The organism is Methylobacterium nigriterrae, from assembly GCF_037106235.1.
GTDB classification, from domain to species: Bacteria; Pseudomonadota; Alphaproteobacteria; order Rhizobiales; family Beijerinckiaceae; genus Methylobacterium; species Methylobacterium nigriterrae.
Window position 1 is genome coordinate 1 of sequence record NZ_JBAWTG010000486.1, and the last position, 608, is coordinate 608.

Consider the following 608-nt stretch of genomic DNA (forward strand, 5'->3'; position numbering starts at 1 on the left):
TACGTGATCTGTGAGGTGCCCTCGAATCTGTTCCTGTACCGGGTCGGCGCGCGCCGGTGGATCGCGCGGATCATGATCTCCTGGGGGATCGCCACGGCGCTGATGATCCTCATCCGCACGGAGTGGCAGTTCTACGTCCTGCGCTTCATCATCGGCGCGATGGAGGCGGGCTTCGCGCCCGGCATCCTCTACTACCTGACCCTGTGGTTCCCGGCCTCGTTCCGGGGACGGGTCACCTCGTTCATGTTCGTGGCCTCGGCATTCTCCGGGATCGTCGGTGCGCCGGTGGCTGGCCTGATCCTCGGCGGTCTCAATGGCATCGCCGGCCTCGCCGGCTGGCAGTGGCTATTCCTGGCAGGCGGGCTGCCCTGCCTCGTGCTCGGCGTGTTGGTGTTCATCCGCCTCGACGACCGGATCGCGGACGCTCGCTGGCTCTCGCAGGCCGAGAAGGACCTGCTGTCCTCGCAGATCGCCCACCACAATCGGGGCATCGAGGACCACTCCCTCTGGGGGGCGATCAAGCAGCCGGGCTTTCTGCTGATCGGCTTCGTCTACTTCCTCCTCCAGGTCGGCTCGTACGGCCTGAACTTCTGGGGGCCGGACCTGAT

General features: G+C 66.1%; 1 protein-coding gene. It reads left to right on the plus strand.

Features of this window, described 5'->3' with window-relative positions:
- A partial coding sequence (locus tag WDW90_RS37870; RefSeq protein WP_431311211.1) for an MFS transporter occupies positions 1–608 on the plus strand: 608 nt, incomplete at both ends.